A 19878-nucleotide genomic window follows, 5' to 3' on the forward strand; every position below is an offset into this window, starting at 1 on the left:
TTCCAGACACATTTGGAGAGAAGCATGATGCTCCACACGACCGTAATGCACTTGATCGGCCAGACGCCGGTAATGTCGATCGACGTTCCCAACCGGAATGCCCGTATGGTCCTGAAGATCGAAAAGAACAATCCCGGCGGCTCGATGAAAGACCGCATGGCACGAAGCATGGTCGTAGCTGCGCTTCAGGACGGGCGCCTCGCTCCGGGCGGCACGATCGTTGAATCTTCTTCCGGAAATACCGGCGCTGGTCTGGCGCTCGCCGCCCTGGAATTCGGCCTGCGCTTTATCGCCGTGGTGGACCATCATGCGGCACCCGACAAGATCCGTATGATGCATGTGCTCGGCGCAGAGATTCGCTACGTCGAAGGCGACCACCGCGAGGACGAGGTTGCCGTGGTCGAACGGGTGCGTCTCGCCGCACAGCTCGCCGCGCAGCTTCCAGGCGCTCTTTTCATGAACCAAGCGGACAATCCCGCAAATCCGGAGGGTTATGCGGGACTCGTCGACGAGTTGCTAGCGCAGCTTCCGGACGGCATCGATGCCTTTGTCGGCTGCGTCGGGAGCGGTGGATCCATGACCGGCATTGCGCAACGCCTCAAACGTCACAGTCCGGTGGTTCGCACGATCGCCGTCGAACCAGCCGGGTCGACCATCTTCGGCAATCCGGGACATCCCTACTACCAATCAGGCACGGGGATGCCTACCGGCACCCAAGCCGGAAAGGTGCTGGATTATGGCTGCATCGATGAGGGTGTGCAGGTAACCGACGCCCAGGCGTTCGAGACGGCGCGCTACATCGCCCGGCGCAAAGGACTGCTGGTCGGCGGCTCGACCGGCGGCGCCATCTACAAGGCGCTGGAATTCATCGCCTCCGGAAAGCTGACCGGCACGGTTGTGACCATCGTTATAGATGGCGGCGAGAAATATCTCCGCACGGTTTTCGACGATGATTGGATGGCCAAGCGCTTCCTCCTGGATCCAGCTATCGCTGCCCAGTTGGACGGCTGGCTTGCGTAAGGGAGCATACTTTCGGATGCGTTCTGGAATGAGGAGCTGCGCGTTGAGCCTGCCATGGCCGGGAGGCGTGCAATGACCACTCTGCGAAAAGCGGCGCACCGAGGTCGTCGGCATCTTCCCCAATGATGATGCCATTGTCCGTCTCGTCGGCGCGTTGCTGCTTGAAAAGAATGATGAATGGGCCGTGCAGCGGGCGCGCTACATGACTCTTGAGACCATCAGCCAAATGAGCGATGATCCGCTCATCAGCCTGCCGGCAGTGGCGCGCTGATCAATTCCGGCCCATGCCGGAGAGCACGGCGACAATGCCGTCAGCTACACCACTCCAGTGGGCACGAACATTGGCCTGGTGTCAGACGTATCTGCACTCCCATTCAGCCGTTGCAACAAAACCCATGCGGGCACATTTCAAACGACGTGACAATGGCCCTGTCCGGCTTTGCAAAGACGCACACAAAAGCTCGAACGGCACCCGTTGCAACAAAACGCAAAATAAAATTTGCAGAGTCTTAACGCCGCAAACTCGTTGACGATGGTAGCCTTGGGGCAAGGTCTGAGGTCAAAGCGCGACTGCAAAGATGGCGCCAATCCTTCAGACCGCCGCACGGCACGCACAGAAGGGGTCCACAGCCAATGGCAAGAGCACTGATCCAACTTGGAGGCACGAAAATGGGTACGAGCCTGCGCTACGTCCAGGCCGCTCAGCGTCTTGGCCTCCAGCCAATTACCTTTTCGGACGATCCAACTCGTTATGACCATTTTGGGGCGAAGGGGGCTGAGACAATCCGTGTTGATACAGACGATCTGGATGCGCTAATCCGCGAATGTTCCAGGCTCCAAGAGACCTATGAAATCGCTGGCATTACGGGCGCGGTGGACCCAGTGTATGCGACAGTTGGCAAGCTCTGCCGTCATTTCGATCTGCCGGGACCGAATCCGGACGCTGTCGAACAATGCTTCGATAAGTACACTCAGCGTCAACTTCTCGCGGCCTCAGGCGTTCCGATGCCTGCTTATCGCTTGGCGGCCAATGCAGCGGAGATAAAAGATTCTGCCGCGGAAATCGGGCTGCCGGTGATAGTTAAGCCTACGGTGGGCAGCAGCAGTGTCGGTGTCCGATTGTGCCGCAACGTCGAGGAGGTAGTCGAACACACGACCTATCTGTTGGGTGGGAAGCACATATGGCGGTCCTCGCCGAGGATACTGGTTGAAGAATTCGCACAAGGCCCCTATTATTGCGCTCATCTAATCGGAAATGAGTTAGTTGGGATTGGGGCCGCTGATTTCGGCCCCCCACCTCATTTCGTCTTTCGTGAGGGCATCTTTCCGGCCCCGCTGGCTGATGACGAGTATAAATGTATTGCCGATGTTTCGCTGAGCTGTTTGCGCGCTCTCGACCTTGGCTGGGGGCCAACGAACATAGAGTTCCGGTGGACGAAGCGTGGCCCAGTTGTCATTGAAGTCAATCCGCGTATGTCTGGCGGTGCTCAAACGGCTCAGCTGGCTTACGGTATCGATCTTATCACCGAGCACATCAAGCTTGTCATCGGCGATAAATGCGATTTGCGCAGAAGGCACTCACACGTGGTGGCCTGGCGGTGCCTCCTTCCTGATCGCGATGGCACCCTTGATTGGATCGATGGCGTTGCTCGGGCGGCTGCTGTACCAGGTGTCGCCGATGTCAAATTTCGTGTTGGGCCCAAGACGCCGATCATCAGGAACGGCGACGAGCTAGACGCTTTGGGATGTGTCATCGCCGCTTCGCCCAGCCTTGCTCAGACCGAGGCGATACTTCAACGTGCCGTCGACTTGATCGATTGGTCGATCACACCATTTCCGACCATTGACGAAATGACACCTTGACCTGAAACCAAATCAAAATAATAGCTGGAGCGGGGTAATCTATTATGTCGGATGGAAATCGTAATTCTGCAGTTGCTGCAGAAGGATACCAGGAGCTCTTTGGAATTGATGGCAAGGTAGTCTGCATTTCGGGCTCGAGCCGCGGTCTAGGGAAGTCGCTCGCCTCCTGCTTTGGACGGTTGGGTGCGAAGATAGTCCTTTCCTCGCACGATATTGAAGAGTTGACCGAAGCAGAGGCCGAATTTGCGGGCCAAGGAATCAACGTGACGGCTATCCGCGCTGATGTGCGGTCGCACGACGATTGCAAGGCATTGATCAGTGGTACCGTCGAACGGTTTGGGCGGATCGATGTGATGGTCTGCAACGCTGGTACCGACATCATTAAGCCAGCGCATTCATATGAAGAGCCGGAATGGGACGAAATTATCGATACCAATCTGCGTGGCTACTACTATTGTGCCAAGTTTGCCGCCCAAGCAATGCTGGATCAAGGCGGCGGCAGCATCATCATGACTTCTTCGGTCGCCAGTTCGCTTGGCATACCGGGCCTGACTGTCTATGCTGCGAGCAAGGGTGGCATCAATCAACTGACGCGCACCATGGCGGTAGAATGGGCCAATAAGGGCATTCGTGTAAACGCCGTCGCACCTGGATTCATCAACAACTTCATGGATGGGGTGCATCCTAATCTCGATAGCCCTTATCAGCGCCGCGCAATGGAACTCACTCCAATGCGACGCCGCGGCAATCTGTCCGAATATTTCGGGCCTTACATTTTCCTCGCGAGCCCAGCTGCATCGTTCGTCACAGGCGAGATTCTCTATGTCGATGGGGGCTACGCCGCGAGCTGATGCAGGATGCTTCGATGTTGTGGCGGTATTTGGATGAGGTTGGGCAATGTTAAACATAATACCAGATGAAGTGAACTTCCTAGACTGTACCTTGCGCGACGGTGGCTACTACACAGGTTGGGATTTCGCGCCGGAGCTTGTGTCGGATTATGTCGCTACTATCAACACTCTCCCGGTGCGCATGGTCGAGCTAGGGCTCGCCGGAAAGCCTGAGAGCCACGGATATTTCGCCAGTGTGACGAGCTCTAAGGCCGAACAGGTGGCTGCTGGTCTCCTGGTCAAGGCATGCCTGATGATCGACGCCAAGGATGCGCTTGCGAGCGAACTGCCTATACCACTTGCCATGATCCGCCTGACAGAAGGACTAGTGCCAGGGCATATCACGACCGTCCGCGTGGCGGCGCATTACAGAAGCTTGGCGGCCTGCCGGAACATTTGTGCTGAGTTGTCTCACAGGGGCTTCCGTGTGTTTTTGAATCTCATGCAGATCGATGCAGCAAATGCTGCAGAAATTGAGATGTGCGTGAAGGAGGTAAAGCAGATCGACACCATCGACGTGCTTTATATCGTCGATTCCTTTGGCTCTATGAAGCCGACTCGCGTTCAGGAGTTGATCGGCCGGTTTGCGGGTCGAATTGAGCCTGACATTGGATTCCACGGCCATGACAACCGCGGATATGCACTGATCAACTCAGTGGCCGCCGCGATGGCGGGAGCGACCTGGATAGACTGCACCATGGGCGGCATGGGCCGCGGGGCAGGAAATACGGCTAGTGAGCAGCTCCTACCGATTCTCACTCGCCTCGAAACATCCCAGGAACGGGCACTCCTCGAGCACGTTCTGCGTCACTTCGATCCGCTTCGCAAACGGTATGGCTGGGGCAGCAGCGCGGCATATCAATACGCGGGCTCAAACTTCATCCATCCGTCCTATGTTCAAAAGCTTTGTGAAGGCGGGGCCTTGTCTGACGCCGCAATTATCAGGCGCCTTTCGGACCTTCCCGCCGATGAACGGATGAGTTTTGCCAATGACAAGCTGTCGGCGCTAATGGCGCAGGACATCGCCTGATCGCAGATATCTCTGTTGAGGCGCCCCGTTTTCCCAATTTGGAGGAAGCCATGGCTCTACCAAACGCGGTTGTAAAACCATCGCTCCTCCCGTCCGATCCGCGGTTTTCATCAGGCCCTTGCCGTAAACATCCTGGTTGGAGCGTGCACCCAACTATGCTGCGCTATGTTGGACGAAGTCACCGGAGCTCCGAGGGAGCAGAAAGGCTGGGAGAGGTAATCAGGCGCATGGGCTCTTTGCTAGGGCTGCCTGATGGCTGGCTCTGCGGAATCGTGCCCGGTTCGGGCACTGGGGCCTGCAGCATGGCCTTACAAAATCTACTCGGCCCTTTTCCAGTCGAGACATTCTTGTCAGACAGCTTCTCGCAGTATTGGGCAAATGAGATCGATACGTTGGCGCTTGCCCCCCAAAGCCGGCACATTTGTGCTTTCGGAGATTTTCCGACCATTGGCAGGATCGACCCCAATCACGACATCGTTCTTGTGCTAAACGGAACCAGCAGCGGCGTCTGTCCACCGGATCTTGACTGGATTCTTCCTGACCGTGCCGGGCTTGTGATCGCGGATGCCGTTTCGGCGGCTTTCACGAGGCATATCGACTTCGACCGAATCGATGTTCTGTGTTGGTCATGGCAGAAGGCGCTTGGCGGTGAAGGCGGCCACGGCATGATCGCGCTCTCGCCTCGAGCCCAGGCACGGCTGAAAGCCGGCGAGCGTAAGCCTGTAGCCAGGCTCATGAGACTGCACAACCCCGACGGATCTGTGAACAATGCGTTCTTTGGCGGCCGGACGATCTCGACCCCCAGCATGTTCGCCGTCGAGGACATCCACTCTGCGCTCGACTGGGCCGAAGCGTGCGGTGGACTACCCGCGCTTCTGAACAGGGTTGCCAATAATTATGCTGTCGTGGACGACTGGGTGAACTCTACTCCTTGGATCGATTGGATTTGCACCAATCCGGCAGCACGCTCCACCTGTTCAATTACTCTTCGGCTTGTACAAGAGCAGCTCGCTGCCGGCGAGAAAGAGGACGACGGCAAAATCGCTGCGGGGATGATCCGTCTACTCGAAGCCGAAGGCGCGGCTTTTGACATCTGGAGCTACGGTGACGCGCCCCCAGGATTCCGGATATGGGCGGGCCCTACGGTCGAGACAGAAGACTTGGCGCTCTTATGTGACTGGCTGGCCTGGGCTTATAGCGAGACGTGCGAGGGCAGCATACCGCCAGAAACGATTTCGGAGATCGCAGCGAGCAGTCATAGCTGTGAACCGAATATCGGCCTGTCCGATGCGTTCACGCTTGTGGAGATGCAACAATGATCGGATCTCCGGCGGGCGGCCTTTCCAGCGGTAAGTGTGGCGCCCCACACTGCCGCAGAGCAAAGCTCAAGCGTCCTCCTCAGATATTGGCAGATTGCTATGACGCGATACTTTTCGACGCGATTGGCGTCCTAATCATCGATGACGAAAGCCTCCCAGGTGCTGTTGATATCTTGGAGCGACTTAATATATCCGGCCAGCCATACTACATCGTGACGAATATCAGCAGTGGATCGGATGAAACGATATTCGCACGTTTACGAGGCGCGGGACTTCCGATTCCGGGGGTCGACCGTATCGTGTCCGCGGGAGGTATTGTGCGACATCGCGTACTCGAAGAGGTGGCAGCCGGGCGGCTAGTTTCATATCTGGGCAGCGCGCGCGCTGCGGATGACGTTTTCGGCAAGCATCCAAATCTTCACTCTGCTGACACGGCCGACACATTCGACACGCTCGTAGTGATCGATGACGAAGGTTTTGATTTTAAACGGTCTGTCGATCACATCCTGTCAACATTTCAACGCAGACTGATAAATACAGGTGAAATGCCCCGTATCATAGCGGGAAACGCCGACATCATTTATCCTAGCAGGAACGGCTCACTGGCCTTTGGACCAGCGATAATAGGACCAATGCTTCAGGCAGGACTAGCCCCCTTCGGAGCTCCTCCAATCTGTGTCGAGGTTATGGGCAAGCCAGGAAGAGCGATTTTCGAAGAGTGCATCGCTCGGGCAGGTACGGACTGTCTTTTGATGGTTGGCGATCAGATTGATACCGATATTAAGGGCGCAAAGGCTGCCGGGGTCGACACGCTTCTCGTAACCGCTGGCCTCAACAACTCCGGCGAGTTACGTCAAGATGAAAACGGCGCACCCGATTATGTCGCAAAAAACCTCGGTCAGATCCTCGACAGCAGTTTGCTTACCACCTTCTGTCGGTGATGCATTCCAGCACAACAAATCAGGTTTGGGCAGTTTGGCGCCCTCGGTGCTGCACGCGTGTACTGACGGACAACGCGACAACCGCGCGCACCATCGCATTCGGCTTTGGCCTGGCCATGACCTCCACTCTGTCGCGCCTGCCGCTGGACGTGGCCTTCAGCCTCACCAACGCCGGCGACGGGTTGCTGCCGGCGTTGCTCGGCGGGCATATGGAATCCAACTGGCTATTGCTTCGGATCTGCAAGTCGGCCTACCAGCTTACATTCGCCGATGGCGAAAGCGCGCCAGTCTGCCGCCTCAGGGAGGGCCTGCTCCTAGCAACGCCGAGTCTGCGCCCATGCAAGGCAGAAGGCTGGCGCTCTCCGAAAAGCTGCTGGATGGCGACGCCGTGCTCCTGGGCCGGCCCGCAAGCGACGCCAGCTTTCGCTATGCCACCGAGCGCGGTCCGGCAATCGAGGATGTCATGGCAGGGATTGAAGGAGTTAGCATCTGATCCAGATTCGGCAGCGCGCCTTTCCTTGCATCGAACTCTTGGCGTGGAATTGGGGGCCCGCTTGAGCGCCTGCCGCGAAGCGCGTTCTCAGATACCGCTGGAGTAGGAGCCACTGTAATCAGCGGATAGCCCATCCAGACGACTAGCGTGAGGAACATCAATGGAACTCGGCGTCATCGGCACAGGTGCGCTCACAGCGGCTATTATCACCGGGCTCAAATCCATCACCGACAATTCGATTTCGGTGCTCCTGTCACCTCGCAACCAAGACATCGCAGCGGGTCTCGCTTCCCGCCATCCCGACGTGCGCGTTGCGAGCGACAATCAAACAGTTCTCGATAGTTGCGACACCATCATGCTGGCGATCCGACCGCAGATTGCCCATCAGGTGCTTCCGGAATTGCGGTTTCGTCACAGGCATCATGTCGTCAGCCTGATCGCCACACTGTCGCGCGAGGAGATAGCCGGCCTGACCGCTCCCGCAGTGTCCGTGACGAAAGCGCTTCCCATGCCGATGCTTGCTCACCGGCTGGGCGCAACGATCGTTTACCCGCCCGATGCGGGCGTGGCGAAATTGTTCGGCAGGCTGGGGAAGGTGATCGAGGTAGAGAATTCGAGCGAGTTCGACGCATTGAGCGTCGCCACCGCGACCTATGGCAGCTATTTCAAATACCTCGAAACCATCCACAGGTGGCTGAAGGAGCATGGGGTTAGGGACGGCAAGGCGCGCGACTACATCGCAAGCCTTTTCAAGGCGTTGGGGAACGCTCCGGAGATGCTGCCGGAAAAGGACTTCATGCATCTCGCACAAGACTACGCGACCCGCGGTGGGATTAATGAGCAGGTTCTTCGCGAGCTTACGGCCCTGAAGGTATTCGATGCAGTCACGGAACGTCTGGATGGAGTCCATCGCCGTATTACCTGTGACACGCACTCAAGATCGAACCAGGTTCCAAGGACCGAGACCGAATGAAACTGTACTTCAGCTACAATCCGAGTCCTCGCTCGCGATCGCCGTGGCGCGCTACTTGAGGCGAAGGTGACGCGACGCTGGGCGGTCGACAGCCAACGCGTCATGTTGAGTGCGATGGGCGTCGCCAAAGCGGCGGAAGATGTCCGCCACCTTCGGCCCCGAGCGGGCCATCGGCGAGAGCTCAGAAGTATTGCGGCTTGGCGGGCGGTGGCAAGGTGGGCGCCGGAGGCGGCAAGAGCTCAAGGGACTCGACGTGGCGCAGGGCGCAGACCTTGTTGGTGGCAATCCAATTTGACCCCCCTATGTAGTGCGCAGCGTTCAGCGTTCCCCCGGGCGAAGCTGGTCAGGGTTGCGCAGCCCGGGCGAGCGCGGATGGCGCTTGGCAGCTTGATAGCTTGATAGGGTGATCAGGCGCGGTTCTTGAAGCGCCAGGAGTCGTTTCCGGTCTCGATAATCTCGCAATGATCAGTGAGACGGTCGAGGAGCGCTGTCGTCATCGCCCAAGACGGCGGGCCATTCGCCGAACGGCAGGTGCGGCTGGCGCCGCAGACGAAGCATACATTGGTGCGGCAGGGAAATGGGAAATGTCGAGCCTAGTATCGGACAGGGCATCCTCACAGGCGAGGCACGCTACCACGGGAATTGGATCATCGACCCCATAGGCGTGGAGGTCGCGTCTAGGAAGGAGGTCCGTTACCGAGTCCGGCCGAACGAACAAACAGCGTCCGCATGGAACTTTGTGAAATCTGCGGCGTTGCCCATCCTGTTGGTGGACTCGTGTTGGAGGTCGAAAACTGTGCATTCCTCGACTCCAGATCATTTTCTCTTTGAGGCCCACCTGCCCATGACGATAAGATGCATATTCTCCCCGTCATGGCACCGGCAGATTTCGCGCGGTTTTGTTCAGGTAGGTAAGGGCCTCTGGCGCCGCAACCGGAGTTTCGGCAGAAACGGTCGTTCCTCAAACTGGTGTAGACGGCGTCTCGTAGGACGACTTTTCCACAGCCTGCTCCGCGCTCGGCGTAGATGGCGATGCCAGATGCGTTGTCTCAGGGCGCCGGGTCGGAAGCGGGCGCTGGCGGGACCTTGATGCTAGGAACGGGGCATCGGTCCACATCTGCTTTACCTCTGCCGGTCAATTGCCTCTAGCACCATTTTAGTCGCATCGGATGTTTCCTCAGCCGGCATCTCCAGGCGGGTAGCCTTTTCCATCTCCTGGAGGGCAATAGCTTTGTCGGCGATCTCGTTTGCCTCTTCGCGAGGCAGTATCACCACCCCCTCTTCGTCCGCGAGCATAATGTCGCCGGCAAGCACGGGAACATTCCCGCAAGCGACCGGGTGGTTCATGGTCCCGCCGAGGTTGTACCACCCCGCGGTGATCGATGAAAGTCCGCGGCACCACATGGGGAAATCCGCCTCTTCGATCTCGAGCAAGTCCGTGCACGGACCGTACTACCCCGCCGGCGGCCTTGGCCGTAGCTGTAACCGCTCCGGCCCAGCAGGCATACCTATCATCTCCGAGGCGATCCACTACCACGAAATCGCTTGGACGAAGAAGCCCTAGCGCGTGACCAAGTAGCGTCGAATCCGGTCCGGGAATTGCCACAGTAACCGCGACACCAGCAACACGTTTACCGCGAAGAAGCGGTCGGATTCGACGATCTAAAAAGCCCCACTGGCGAAAATGGCCGATACTCGCTGTTTGAACCAGTTGCAGCTTTTGAACGAGTTTCGGGCGACAACGGTTCCGGCATGGGATTGACACGGTAATCAGTCATATAGCCTTCCTATTTTAGCCAGCAACCCAGTGAGGATACTCGAACACAGGAGCGTTCAACTGAAGTGAGACAAACACGCGGGAAGGCTTCGCTATCTGCAAGGCCACGAAGTCACCTGATGTGCGTTTGAAAGCTGAACGAGCGGCTTACTCAGCGAGAAATGAGTCGTGGAAATTTTTCGCGACAGTGCGGCCGCCCTGTAATACAAAATCTAGTTCCGATCCGTGGGTGAATAAGCTAAGGCCCATTTTTTTGAACCGTGGCAAATAGTCTATGGAAGCCACATCAATACCCGAGGCGATGCCGTACTTCTTAGCGACATTCGCGACTGCTTGACAGGCATCCAGCAACTCTGTCGTAAGCCCTCCCGGTTCCATGCCGAAGGAAAGGGCAAGGTCTGCCGGACCAATAAAGAGGGCGTCAACACCAGGTGTCGACGCTATCTCGTCAAGATTGTTAAGCGCCTCTCGTGTCTCAATTTGGAGCACGACAGCTAGGCTAGAGTTCGCATTCTTCCGATAGTCTGCGTCGGTTTGATAATAATTGGATGCCCTCCACGCTCCAGACCCGCGCTTTCCTGAAGGTGGATATTTTGCGAATGACACAGCGTCGATGGCTTCCGCACCCGTATTTACCATTGGCACCATGATGCCGTTCGCGCCATGATCCAGAGCCGCTTTTATAAGTTCGATCCTGTTCCAGGCGACTCTGTAAAGTACAGGCATCCCGTACCGTTCGGTCGCAGGAAGAATATTTAAAAGTGAGGTTGGTGGAATTGGTGAATGCTCGCCGTCGACCAGTAGAAAATCCAAATTCGTCTGTGCCAGAATCTCTGCGATCATCATGTTCGGGGTCTGCATCCAACCACCAATTTGGGGTTTTCTCGATTTGATCGCTTCAGAGAGCCGGAGTCCTGCCATTTCAACAATCCTTTGCGTTGCCTAGCCGCAACTGAGTTGGTCAGCTGCAAGCCGCCTAGCCGGAACGCCTTCTTTCAGGGAGAAAGCCTACTGGCGGATGCCACAAAATCGCGCTGCTGCGCAACGAACTGACTTATTATGGTGACGGTGACATGTTTCTGAGGTTGCGAAAATATACAGTTCTCCAAGAAGTTGGCTATCACACCAATCGATTCCCGTTCTTAATATGGCGCCCCTCCGGTGAACGGATTGACCATCACGGCCATGTTCGAAAGCACCGCCTAGGCCGCTAGAAAAAGACAGTAGATTGGAGAGCCAGCCGAACCCCCTCATTATGTGCAGTCGCCTGTAGTATCGTAGTCATATTAGGCGCGAGACTTCAATATTTGCTTACAGACGGGTGTTGGGGCGCGGATAGTTCCGATTAAACCGGTCCGGCTCGAATGCGGAAACAGGCCAGGTGCGTGCGAGCGAAGTCGCTGGTTGAAGTCGCGGACTCACGTCACTAAAGCGTGTCGCGATTAATCGGCCTCATATCCGGCCGCTTTGAAGAAGTTTCTGCATTCGGTTGGCTCGAACAGATGGCAGATATCGCCGAGAGCCTCGCAGAGTGCATCGAAGCTTCTGGCCGCCTTCTTTCCCAGCCTCGCCTTGAGTTTTGAATAGGCCATCTCGATCGGGTTGAGGTCGGGCGAGTATGGCGGCAAGAAGAGGAGGCCATGCGCCCCTTTGGCGAACCAGTTGCGCGGCGCGCTCGTTCTTGTGGAAGCCGACATTGTCGAGAATGACGACATCGCCGGGCGACAGTTCGGGAGCGAGCTGAGTTTCGACGTAGCGTTCGAAGATGGCGGCATTCATCGGCGCGTTGACGATCCATGGCGCGACAAGACCGTGGCATCGCAACCCGGCGATAAAGGTCTGCGTCTGCCATTTGCCGAATGGTGCATGCGTCCTGAAGCGCTTGCCCTTCGGCGCCCAGCCTGTGCGTTTGGTCAGCTTGGTGTTGGTCGACGTCTCATAGATGAAGATCAACCGCGTCAAAGCCTTGTTGAAGAAGCGCTTTCGCCGCCCCATCCGTAGTTCACGCGCCTGGCGCACGTCGGCCCTCTGCTGCTCGCGGGCTGTAGAGTTTTTTTATGACTGAGCCCGGGCGTTGGAGCAGGCGCCCGACATTGGAGCGGTGCACGCTCACCCCGCGCTCCTCCAGTTCGACGCAAAGCTCATCCAACGTCAGTTCGCCGACCTCGGCCAACCGCAAGCGGACAAACTCGACATGCGGCTCAAGCTTCCCGCCTCCCACATGGCCCTGTCGGCGCGCTTTAAGTGAACCGGTCTGCCGGCGCAGGTTGATCAGATTGTTCACAAAGCGAGGTGAAACGCGGACATGGCGAGCTGCCTCGCGGTGACGATGTCCCTCATCCACATACGCAACAACACGCCGACGCAACTCAAGCGGTAGCGGCTTGCCCATCGCGGTCTCCTTTCAACCGCAATGAATCACGAACTCAAATCAACGGGAATCTGGAGGCTTCTGTGAGGTCCGCATGCTCGACGGAGCCGCCTGGCAGGACGTCGGACCTCATTGTAAGCCGGATTGAACGGAGCCGCGGGCAGGACTGGCGCTATGGGTATTGTAGCCCGGAGCAGTGGCCGGAATAGTCTTTGCCAGAATGATGAAGGGCACCCGAGATGCGATGACGGTGAAGGACGCCAGGATAGAGGGCGGAATCTTGATGGCGGGTGCCGTCAGTCAGATTGCTGTGCCTCTCATCACCAGCCTGGCTGCTTCGGCCCTTGTACGATGGGCCAAAAGTTGGCGTTCCGACGCCCATGGCGACGGATGCGGAGCATGGCGATGAGGACGCGCCGGGCGCGATCATGAGGTGTCGCTCCAGAAAGGGCTCGGCGGCGCTTGTCCGCACCGCCAGATGGCGAGCGTGATCATCGGTCCTCCGCAACAGGGGCAGCGATGCGCGGCGGCGACAGCGACGCTTTCGGCATCCGGTTCGAGAGCGTTTTGCCGCGGTCTGGCCAGCAGCCTGCGGCACAGTTCGAGCCTGGTGGTGCGATGACCATTGGCGAGGAAGCCGTAGTGGCGGATGCGATGGAAGCCGTCCGGCAACGTGTGCAGGAGGAAGCGACGGATGAACTCGTGGGCATCGAGCGCCATGACCTTCGTCCTGGCGCCATGACGATAATCTCGCCAGCGGAACGCGACGCGATCGTCGTCCATGCTGATCAGCCGGGAGTTGGCGATGGCAACGCGATGGGTGTAGCGGCCGAGATAGGCGAGCACCTGTTGCGGCCCGCCGAAAGGTGGCTTGGCGTAGACGACCCTTGCGACAGGCTAAGCCCTGGAAAGGAGAATGGAATGTAGATCCTGAAACCTTTTCGAAGCGATCCGGAGGGTTCGACCCCCTCCCGGCAAAGGCGCAGCCCGCGAGCCGGAAGCGAGTCTTGCATGGGCGGCGGCAACGTCGCTCGTGAAGCGTAGACAGCGGATGCTGAAGCCATGTGTCAGCCTCGAGATTATGTGCATGCGGAGGCCTTCGGCGTGGGTAGCCCGGGGGCAGCATCGTCGGAACCGCCAATGGCGAGGTTCTGGCGGCTCGGCCGGGGTCTTGGAGCAGGGCAAAGGCATGGGATGGATCGCCAGGGAACCTGTGAGATCCCGCTTACGTCCACAAGCGAAGTACGCCGGAACAGGGACCCGCCGGTGACCATGGGTCCAGGCTCGATGAGCGTCCTCCACGCTCATCGGGAGCGCCTCGGCGACCACGAACATGGGAGGCGCATGTGGGGCCTGTGACCGAAACTATAAGGGAGCAGGTATGCGTGAGCGGGAAGTCGTAGCGCCTTCATAGTAGCAGTGAAGACGGAGAACCGCGCTCACCGGGACCCGACGGAGCGAAGGGAGGCGTCATGTGTAGAGAACCGTTGACCTGAAACATGGGAGGGGGCTCTAAACCCCACAAACCTGTCTACCAACCGACAGCGGATAGCCGAACTGGCGAGGACGAAACGGGGTGTGGCGGTGTGCTCGCTCCACCATGTCATCGATCTGGACTGGATGAAGGAGGCCTACCGGCTGACCCGCAAGGATGGTGCCCCTGGCATCGACGGCGTCACTGCGGCGGACTATGAGGTGAACCTGGAGACCAGACTTCTGGACCTCCTGGACCGCATCAAGTCCGGCCGATATCGTGCGCCGCCGGTCCGGCGGGCCTATATACCCAAGGCGGATGGGTCGCAAAGGATGCTCGGCATTCCGACCTTCGAGGACAAGGTGGCGCAACGCGCCATTATGATGGTGCTGGAGACCGTCTATGAGGAGGATTTCTACCCCTGCTCATATGGGTTCCGACCGAGCCGCTCGGCCCATCAGGCGCTCCGCAATATGCAGAACGTGCTGTGGGCAAAGCGGCTCTATTGGGTGATCGATCTCGACATACAGAAATACTTCGACTCGATTCCGCACTCCCATCTCCGGGCGTTCCTCGACCAGCGAGTCACGGACGGCGTCATCCGACGGATGATCGATAAATGGCTGAACGCAGGAGCCGTCGAAGACGGTCTTCTGCACCGAACGACCGAAGGATCCCCGCAAGGAGGCGTGGTCTCGCCCTGCCTCTCGAACATCTTCCTGCACCACGTGCTGGACGAATGGTTCGAGACCGAGGTGCGGCCGCGGCTCCGTGGGGGCTGTACCATTGTCCGCTACGCTGACGATGCGCTCATGGCGTTCGACAACATCGTCGACGCTCAGCGTGTCCTGGCAGTGCTGGACAAACGTCTTGGACGGTTCGGGCTTACGCCCCATCCCGACAAGACGCGTCTCGTCGACTTTCGCCCGCGAAGGACGGAAAGCACACGGCATCCGGAGACGGATGGCACCAAGTTCGACTTTCTCGGCCTGACCCACGTGTGGGGACGGTCGCGCAGAGGCAAGGACATGGTGATGCAAGTCACGGCCAAGGGCCGTTTTGCTCGTGCGCTGGCTGCGGTAAGTGACTGGTGCCGGAAACACCGGAACTGGTCGATCCGCGATCAGCACCGCCATCTCTCGTCCATGATGCGGGGCCACTTCGCCTATTATGGGGTCGGGGGAAATGCTCGGCGACTGCGATGGTTCGCCCATCAGGTCGTGAAGATATGGCAGAAATGGCTATCTCGGCGAGATCGTCAAAGCGTGTTCCGATGGCCCCGCCTTAACGAAATCCTGAAACGCCATCCGCTGCCGCCAGCCAGGATTCTTCATTCGTTTGCCACCGTGAGGGGTGGGGGCAGCAACGCCCCCACCTACTCGGCATTCGAGGCGACGGACTTCGGCGACCATGCGGGCGAAGGCATCAGGCTTTGCCAGGTGGGCGAGATTGCCGAAGAAGCCCAGCCGGCCCGCATCACGGGCCACTCGCAGTTCCTCCAGAAAGCGGCGGCGAAACAGGCGCGACAGCACGCGCACGGGCAAAAAGAAGCCCGGCCTGCACGAGATCCAGCGTGTGCCGTCGGGCGAGACGCCCCCGCCCGACGAACATAAACCGGATATGAGGCATCCCTGGCCGGACGAGCGGGCAACGTGTCGCGAAGTCCATATCCATCAAAGGGCAGGGCTGTAGATCCGGCAGGTGCGCGCGGAAGGCGATTGAACTTACCTGGGGAGGCCTGCGTCATGTTCCGACTTCGGAACTGAGGGAACCGCAAGGTGACCTGACCGTGACGCAGGAGTCAGCAGAGGGCGTAGTAGGTGATGCTGTCGGCAAGGCTAGTGAGGCACTCCAAGGCCGAAAGGCGGAGCAAACGGATAGGCCGAGCCGGAAACGATGACCGAAGGCCCGAACGATTGGAAGTGGCAAGTAGGACTGGCAACTCATGAGTGGAAAGCGGCAGAAGACCCAGTATTCACTGGCCCTGGAACCGAGGGACCGGGGTGAAGCCCCAGTCAGCGGTTACCAAGGGGCCGAACCGCTCGTGGCGAAGTCGGCACCCGAAAGCCCGGCTTGAACAGAACAACTGATGGAGACGGTATGTAGCCGAGAGAATCTGGAACAGCGTGGAAACGCGTTCGAAGCAACAAGGGCGGTCCAGGCGTGGATGGGATGACCATCGATGACGCCAAGGGCTACCTGCGTGAGCACTGGCCAAGCATTCGGGATTGATTGCTCAAGGGAACCTACCAGCCACAGCCGGTCAAGCGGGTCGAAATCCCCAAGCCGGAGGGCGGGGTCAGAAAGCTCGGCGTGCCTTGCGTCGTCGACAGGCTGATCCAGCAAGCCCTGCTGCAGGTTCTCCAGGAGCAGTGGGACCCGACATTCTCCGAGCACAGCTACGGCTTCCGTCCGGGACGTTCCGCTCATCAGGCGGTAGCCCAAGCGCAATGCTACATTGCCGAGGGCTACAGCTACGTGGTCGATCTTGATCTCGAAAGATTTTTCGATCGAGTCAATCACGACAGCCTGATGGCGCGCGTCGCTGCGAGGGTGGCCGGACAAGCGTGTGCTCAAACTCATCCGGGCATTCCTCAATGCCGGGGTGATGGAGGACGGCTTGGTCCGTCCGGTGGACGAGGGGACCCCGCAAGGCGGTCCGCTCTCGCCCCTCCTAAGTAACCTCCTGCTCGACGACCTCGACAAGGAACTGGCCCCGACGGGGTCACCGCTTCTGCCGCTACGCCGACGACTGCAACATCTATGTTCGCAGCCGCCGCGCCGGAGAACGGGTCACGGCCTCCGTCAGCCGGTTCCTGACCCAAAAGCTGTTGCTGAAGGTCAACGCGGCGAAGAGTGCGGTAGCGCGGCCGAAGGAGCGGAAGTTCCTGGGGTTCAGCATCGCGAATGACGGAAGCGAGCGGCGCATCGCGCCGAAGGCCCTCGACAAATTCAAGGCGCTGATCCGGGATATGACACGCCGGACCCGGGGCATAATACCAAGAGTCATGGAGTTTGACCGACGTGCGCCCACTGCCGCATTCCGATTGATGTGATGGTTTCGGGCGCAGCGAGGAGCTTCTGCCAAGCCTCGCAAGCGGCGTCGATTATGGCGTCGTAGTCGTCGAAGACGCGGTTTGAGAGCCAATTCTGCCGCAGATATTGCCAGACGTTTTCGACCGGGTTCAGTTCCGGGGAGCGCGAGGGCAGGAAGATCGCCGTCATGTTTTTCGGCATCCTGAGATTGGCGGTGGTGTGCCATCCGGCACGATCCATGACGAGCACAGCGTGTGCGCCCTTTTCAACATGGCGGCTGATCTCGTCGATATGGCGTTGCATGGCCTCGGTGTCGGCAAAGGGCAGAGCCAGAGCTGCCCCGGCGCCGCGCGCCGGGCAAATCGCGCCAAACAGATACGCACTCTTGTAGCGCTGATCGGCCGGCTGGCGGGGTCGGGTGCCGCGCCTTGCCCATTGCCGCACGATGCCGTTCTTCTGGCCGATGCGGGCTTCATCCTGGAACCAAAGCTCCACCTTCGTACGCGGCGGTAGGTCGCAAAGATGCGCCTTCAGCGTGCGTGGCCAGTTTTATGGAATGGCCCGCCCTCCTTTGAGGCATCGGCTAGGATGCCTGTGTTTGGAAAGCGGAGAAGGACGAGCCATGACGATCATGATGCTGGGAATTGACCTTGGCAAGAACAGCTGCAGCGTTGCGGGGCTGGATTCGGATGGGAATGTGGTGCTGCGTCGCCGCATGCAGCCCAAGAGGGTCTTGAGCTTCGCCTCGAAGCTCGCACCCTGCACTGTAGCGATGGAAGCGTGCTGCGGCGCACATTATCTGGGACGGCTTCTGGCCGAACAAGGGCACGAGGTCAGATTGATGTCGCCGGAATATGTGCGTCCTTACGTGAAGGCGCAGAAGAACGACGACCGGGACGCGGAAGCAATCGCAGAAGCCGCCACACGTCCGACGATGCGGTTTGTCGAACTCAAGTCCCAGGCGCAACTGGATGTCCAATCGTTGCACCGGGCCCGCTCTCGGCTGGTCGGCGCGCGCACGACGCTGACCAACCAGTTGCGCGCCATCCTGCTTGAGCGTGGCACGGTCATCGCGCAGAGGCGCCATAAGCTTGAGCAGGCAGTGGATGCCTTGCTTGCAGATCCGGACTTCATGAGCGGCAGTCGCATTCGTCGCTTGCTCGCCGATATGCGGCAGGAATGGATAGATCTCGATCGCCGCATCGGGGCTCTGGACCGGGAATTCGTCGAACTCGCTCGCGACAATGTGGCCGCTCGGCGGCTGACGTCGATCCCCGGCATCGGCGCCCTCAACGCTACCGCACTCGTGGCTGCTGTTGGCGACGGCGCGACCTTCGCCAAGGCTCGCGATCTTGGCGCATGGCTGGGGCTCGTCCCGCGACAGCACACGACCGGAGGCAAGCCGAGACTGCTTGGTATCTCCAAGCGCGGCAACAAATACCTGCGCACGCTACTGATCCATGGGGCCAGGGCCGCCTTGCCGTCACTGGCCCGAAGCCAGACCACGCTGGGCGTTTGGTTACGTAATCTGCTGGCAAGACGACACCGCAATACGGTGGTCGTCGCGCTGGCCAACAAACTCGCCCGTATCGCATGGATGATATTGCGACACGAGGTAACCTTCCAGGCCAACCGAGCCACGGCGATGGCAGCTTGAAACAATCAGGTCAGCGGCGACACGAAATGAACGCCGTGTGACCCATGATGTCTGCGGGAGGACTTTGAAAGATGGCCTGACGGTCAAGCCGACGTTCTGGAAGCCTGGTTCAAAAGATGGCGCGTCGACGCCGTGAGTTTTATCAGGCCCGGAGCGTGCGGATCTCCATCTTGGCGACGGCTTCAGCCGACACGCCGTATACGTTGATGCAGACCAATAGTTGCCATCAGAAATAAACCTCTTGCCGACGGGCGGGCCATACGTTTTTGAACTCCTCGACAATATGGGCGTCCTGGCCCGGATGATGTGGGCGCGCGCTGATGTGCGAAAAGCCGAGCTTGTGCAGCAGTTTCCCGACATAGCGCGCGTCATAGTCCACGCCGAAGCGCTCCTTGATGACGCGCTTCAGGTCGATGCGCCGCCAGCGCACGACGCCGTCAACGGCACGGTCCGGCCCCGTCTCCACCATCGCAGCTAATTCGCTCTGCTGCTCTGGCGACAGCCGCGACAGCGGACCAGGCGACCACTGATCGAGAAGACCGTCGGGGCCTGCAGTATTGAACCGGTGCACCCAGTCGCGCAGCGTCTGCCGATCCATCCCGCCGATCCGCGCCGCATCGGTTCGGTTCATCCCGTCCAGAACCGCCGCGATCGATAACAGCCGGCTGCTCTGCCGTACATCTTTCGAAGCCCGCGCAAGGCGTCGAAGTTCGCTCGCCGAATAGTCATCCCGTAATTTCACCGCTGAACCCATCGCCGAATCTCCTTCGGCATCAGGGAATCACGGTCCACCTGCGACACAAAATCACGAAAGAGTCAGCGCCCGAGACCGTTGGTATAAGTCTGCCGCAGCTGGTCAAGGAGCTGAAGCCATACCTCATCGGATGGCGCGGCTACTTCGGCTTCTGCCAGACCCCGCGGGTGCTTACGAACTTGGAAGCGTGGACCCGCCGAAGATTACGCATGTATCTTTGGCGGCAATGGGGGAACGGGCACAACCGCTTCAAGGAACTGCGCCGTCATGGCGTACCAAC

15 protein-coding genes and 9 pseudogenes are annotated in these 19878 nt (G+C 58.9%); 13 read left to right on the forward strand and 11 right to left on the reverse strand.

Annotated features, from left to right (window positions below; genetic code table 11):
• Window positions 1-27 precede the first annotated feature (27 nt).
• The 9 genes and pseudogenes from EOA38_RS02860 (at window position 28) to EOA38_RS02895 (ending at window position 8529) form a co-directional block, all read left to right on the forward strand.
• On the forward strand, window positions 28-1020 hold the full coding sequence (locus EOA38_RS02860; protein WP_127298398.1) for a cysteine synthase family protein: 993 nt from the start codon (window positions 28-30) through the stop codon (window positions 1018-1020).
• A gap of 88 nt (window positions 1021-1108) precedes the next feature.
• Window positions 1109-1291 (forward strand): annotated as a pseudogene (locus EOA38_RS02865) (transposase); the annotation flags it as partial.
• Between the two features lie 398 nt (window positions 1292-1689).
• Entirely contained in the window at window positions 1690-2883 is a 1194-nt protein-coding gene (locus EOA38_RS02870; RefSeq protein WP_348627505.1) for an acetyl-CoA carboxylase biotin carboxylase subunit family protein, read from the forward strand.
• Window positions 2884-2927: 44 nt separating this feature from the next.
• Window positions 2928-3734, forward strand: coding sequence for an SDR family oxidoreductase (locus tag EOA38_RS02875; RefSeq protein WP_189434412.1), 807 nt, complete (start codon window positions 2928-2930; stop codon window positions 3732-3734).
• A gap of 46 nt (window positions 3735-3780) precedes the next feature.
• The gene (locus EOA38_RS02880) at window positions 3781-4803 is read left to right on the forward strand and encodes a hypothetical protein (protein ID WP_127298382.1); all 1023 of its coding nucleotides are present in this window, start codon (window positions 3781-3783) and stop codon (window positions 4801-4803) included.
• Between the two features lie 347 nt (window positions 4804-5150).
• Window positions 5151-6122, forward strand: coding sequence for a phosphoserine aminotransferase (locus EOA38_RS02885; RefSeq protein ID WP_210212944.1), 972 nt, complete (start codon window positions 5151-5153; stop codon window positions 6120-6122).
• On the forward strand, window positions 6119-7063 hold the full coding sequence (locus EOA38_RS02890) for an HAD hydrolase-like protein (RefSeq protein ID WP_127298383.1): 945 nt from the start codon (window positions 6119-6121) through the stop codon (window positions 7061-7063). The genes EOA38_RS02885 and EOA38_RS02890 overlap by 4 nt, the downstream gene beginning before the upstream one ends.
• A 337-nt stretch (window positions 7064-7400) precedes the next feature.
• The gene (locus EOA38_RS38930; RefSeq protein ID WP_189434415.1) at window positions 7401-7556 is read left to right on the forward strand and encodes a hypothetical protein; all 156 of its coding nucleotides are present in this window, start codon (window positions 7401-7403) and stop codon (window positions 7554-7556) included.
• A gap of 160 nt (window positions 7557-7716) precedes the next feature.
• Window positions 7717-8529 (forward strand): pyrroline-5-carboxylate reductase, encoded by an 813-nt coding sequence (locus EOA38_RS02895; protein WP_127298384.1) that lies wholly within the window; start codon window positions 7717-7719, stop codon window positions 8527-8529.
• Window positions 8530-8936: 407 nt separating this feature from the next.
• Here the strand turns inward: EOA38_RS02895 and EOA38_RS39700 are convergent.
• From EOA38_RS39700 to EOA38_RS02930, 8 genes and pseudogenes are all read right to left on the reverse strand, one after another.
• Window positions 8937-9063, reverse strand: a pseudogene (locus tag EOA38_RS39700) (ATP-binding protein); the annotation flags it as partial.
• 588 nt (window positions 9064-9651) lie between these two features.
• Entirely contained in the window at window positions 9652-9963 is a 312-nt protein-coding gene (locus EOA38_RS40145; protein WP_245480739.1) for a hypothetical protein, read from the reverse strand.
• Window positions 9964-10009: 46 nt separating this feature from the next.
• A pseudogene (locus tag EOA38_RS40150) lies at window positions 10010-10294 on the reverse strand (RraA family protein); the annotation flags it as partial.
• Window positions 10295-10453: 159 nt separating this feature from the next.
• Window positions 10454-11227, reverse strand: coding sequence for an aldolase/citrate lyase family protein (locus tag EOA38_RS02915; protein WP_127298385.1), 774 nt, complete (start codon window positions 11225-11227; stop codon window positions 10454-10456).
• A 521-nt stretch (window positions 11228-11748) separates the two neighbouring features.
• A complete protein-coding gene (locus EOA38_RS40155; protein WP_245480740.1) occupies window positions 11749-11934 on the reverse strand; it encodes a transposase in 186 nt (61 codons plus the stop codon).
• A 79-nt stretch (window positions 11935-12013) separates the two neighbouring features.
• Window positions 12014-12301: pseudogene (locus EOA38_RS40160) on the reverse strand (transposase); the annotation flags it as partial.
• Between the two features lie 7 nt (window positions 12302-12308).
• A complete protein-coding gene (locus tag EOA38_RS40165; RefSeq protein WP_127298387.1) occupies window positions 12309-12698 on the reverse strand; it encodes a helix-turn-helix domain-containing protein in 390 nt (129 codons plus the stop codon).
• Window positions 12699-13250: 552 nt separating this feature from the next.
• Window positions 13251-13562 (reverse strand): annotated as a pseudogene (locus EOA38_RS02930) (transposase); the annotation flags it as partial.
• 735 nt (window positions 13563-14297) lie between these two features.
• Here EOA38_RS02930 and ltrA point away from each other — a divergent pair.
• Window positions 14298-15392: pseudogene (gene ltrA / locus EOA38_RS02935) on the forward strand (group II intron reverse transcriptase/maturase); the annotation flags it as partial.
• A 144-nt stretch (window positions 15393-15536) separates the two neighbouring features.
• Here ltrA and EOA38_RS40170 read toward each other — a convergent pair.
• Window positions 15537-15752: pseudogene (locus EOA38_RS40170) on the reverse strand (transposase); the annotation flags it as partial.
• Between the two features lie 712 nt (window positions 15753-16464).
• On the opposite strand from EOA38_RS40170, the gene EOA38_RS39710 reads away from it, so the two are divergent.
• Window positions 16465-16833 (forward strand): reverse transcriptase domain-containing protein, encoded by a 369-nt coding sequence (locus EOA38_RS39710; RefSeq protein ID WP_245480741.1) that lies wholly within the window; start codon window positions 16465-16467, stop codon window positions 16831-16833.
• Window positions 16834-16910: 77 nt separating this feature from the next.
• Complete coding sequence (locus EOA38_RS39715) at window positions 16911-17207, forward strand: hypothetical protein (protein ID WP_245480742.1); 297 nt, start codon at window positions 16911-16913, stop codon at window positions 17205-17207.
• Here the strand turns inward: EOA38_RS39715 and EOA38_RS02950 are convergent.
• Window positions 17158-17700 (reverse strand): annotated as a pseudogene (locus EOA38_RS02950) (IS630 family transposase); the annotation flags it as partial. The gene EOA38_RS39715 and the pseudogene EOA38_RS02950 sit on opposite strands and share 50 nt — an antisense overlap.
• A gap of 109 nt (window positions 17701-17809) precedes the next feature.
• On the opposite strand from EOA38_RS02950, the gene EOA38_RS02955 reads away from it, so the two are divergent.
• Window positions 17810-18844, forward strand: coding sequence for an IS110 family transposase (locus EOA38_RS02955; RefSeq protein ID WP_127298388.1), 1035 nt, complete (start codon window positions 17810-17812; stop codon window positions 18842-18844).
• A 253-nt stretch (window positions 18845-19097) separates the two neighbouring features.
• On the opposite strand, the pseudogene EOA38_RS02960 reads toward EOA38_RS02955, so the two are convergent.
• Window positions 19098-19598 (reverse strand): annotated as a pseudogene (locus tag EOA38_RS02960) (winged helix-turn-helix domain-containing protein); the annotation flags it as partial.
• Window positions 19599-19878: the final 280 nt, after the last annotated feature.

It is taken from the genome of Mesorhizobium sp. M1E.F.Ca.ET.041.01.1.1 (assembly GCF_003997355.1).
Taxonomy (GTDB): domain Bacteria; phylum Pseudomonadota; class Alphaproteobacteria; order Rhizobiales; family Rhizobiaceae; genus Mesorhizobium.

Coding starts and splice junctions, on each gene's coding strand:
- EOA38_RS02860 (WP_127298398.1), top strand. CDS start 28: ATGCTCCACACGACCGTAATGCACTTGATCGGCCAGACGCCGGTAATG.
- EOA38_RS02870 (WP_348627505.1), top strand. CDS start 1,690: ATGGGTACGAGCCTGCGCTACGTCCAGGCCGCTCAGCGTCTTGGCCTC.
- EOA38_RS02875 (WP_189434412.1), top strand. CDS start 2,928: ATGTCGGATGGAAATCGTAATTCTGCAGTTGCTGCAGAAGGATACCAG.
- EOA38_RS02880 (WP_127298382.1), top strand. CDS start 3,781: ATGTTAAACATAATACCAGATGAAGTGAACTTCCTAGACTGTACCTTG.
- EOA38_RS02890 (WP_127298383.1), top strand. CDS start 6,119: ATGATCGGATCTCCGGCGGGCGGCCTTTCCAGCGGTAAGTGTGGCGCC.
- EOA38_RS38930 (WP_189434415.1), top strand. CDS start 7,401: ATGCAAGGCAGAAGGCTGGCGCTCTCCGAAAAGCTGCTGGATGGCGAC.
- EOA38_RS02895 (WP_127298384.1), top strand. CDS start 7,717: ATGGAACTCGGCGTCATCGGCACAGGTGCGCTCACAGCGGCTATTATC.
- EOA38_RS02915 (WP_127298385.1), bottom strand. CDS start 11,227: ATGGCAGGACTCCGGCTCTCTGAAGCGATCAAATCGAGAAAACCCCAA.
- EOA38_RS40165 (WP_127298387.1), bottom strand. CDS start 12,698: ATGGGCAAGCCGCTACCGCTTGAGTTGCGTCGGCGTGTTGTTGCGTAT.
- EOA38_RS02955 (WP_127298388.1), top strand. CDS start 17,810: ATGACGATCATGATGCTGGGAATTGACCTTGGCAAGAACAGCTGCAGC.